This is a genomic window from Mesorhizobium sp. M7A.F.Ca.US.005.03.1.1, assembly GCF_003997975.1.
Lineage (GTDB): Bacteria > Pseudomonadota > Alphaproteobacteria > Rhizobiales > Rhizobiaceae > Mesorhizobium > Mesorhizobium ciceri.
Genome location: NZ_RZRO01000216.1, coordinates 1 through 1,090 on the forward strand (window position 1 = coordinate 1; position 1,090 = coordinate 1,090).

General features: G+C 59.5%; 1 protein-coding gene and 1 tRNA gene. One reads left to right on the plus strand and one right to left on the minus strand.

Annotated features, from left to right (window positions below; translation table 11 throughout):
* Positions 1–856: integrase core domain-containing protein (locus EN990_RS35230; protein ID WP_164746422.1), on the plus strand; the 856-nt coding region annotated here is incomplete at its 5' end.
* A 37-nt stretch (positions 857–893) separates the two neighbouring features.
* On the opposite strand, the gene EN990_RS35235 is transcribed toward EN990_RS35230, so the two are convergent.
* Positions 894–969 (minus strand) — tRNA-Ile (locus tag EN990_RS35235).
* Between the last annotated feature and the right edge of the window lie 121 nt (positions 970–1,090).

A 1,090-nucleotide genomic window follows, 5' to 3' on the forward strand; every position in this document is an offset into this window, starting at 1 on the left:
TGCCGTGCTCGACCGCCACGGCATGGTCGAGCGCCGCAAGCGCAGGCGCAACAGGGCGACGGGGACACCACTTTCAAACGGCTGTCGCCCTAACGATCTTTGGTGTGCCGACTACAAGGGCGAGTTCATGCTCGCCGATCGGCGCTATTGCTATCCGCTGACCATCACCGACTTCGCCAGCCGTTATCTCATCGCCTGCGAGGCGCTCTCGACCACCAAGGAAGCCTATGCCTTCACCGTGTTCGAAAGCGTTTTCAAAGAGTTCGGCCTGCCCAGCGCGATCAGGACCGACAATGGCGTTCCCTTCGCCAGCCCCAACGCGCTGTTCAATCTCAGCAAACTGTCGGTCTGGTGGCTGCGCCTGGGCATCGACATCGAGCGCATCAAGCCGGGCTGTCCGCAGCAGAATGGCCGCCATGAGCGCATGCACCTCACCCTCAAGAAGGAGACCACCAAACCGGCCGGCGCCAATTTCCTTCAACAGCAGGCCAGGTTCGATGACTTCATCGACGAGTTCAACTCACAACGCCCGCACCAGGCGCTCGACATGGACTGCCCGGCCGAGCGCTACACGCCCTCAACGCGTCCCTACACCGGCTTGCCCGATCTCGACCACCCGTTTCACGACAAGGCCGTCACCGTCACCACCTGCGGCCGCATCTGCTATAACCGCAAGAAGATCAACCTCAGCCTTGTCTTTGCCGGCCAGACCGTCGGAATCAAACAGGTCGAGGACCATATCTGGCTGGCTAGCTTCATGGACTATGATTTGGGATATTTCGACGATGAGACATGCAGGCTCGAACCACTCCAAAACCCCTTCGGGCCAAAAGTGTTACCCATGTCTCCGGTATAAACCGTAACCTATGTGTCCGGAACGGACCTAACGGTAATGGTGGGCCCGGAGGGACTCGAACCCCCAACCAAGCGGTTATGAGCCGCCGGCTCTAACCATTGAGCTACAGGCCCCACGCGGGCTGGATTAATGTTTTTCGCATCGCGGCACAAGGCTTTCCCGACGGGCTTCCCCAGATCGCCCAAATCAACCCATAATCGCGCTCTACGCGACGTCTGCGACTTGATCGCAGAC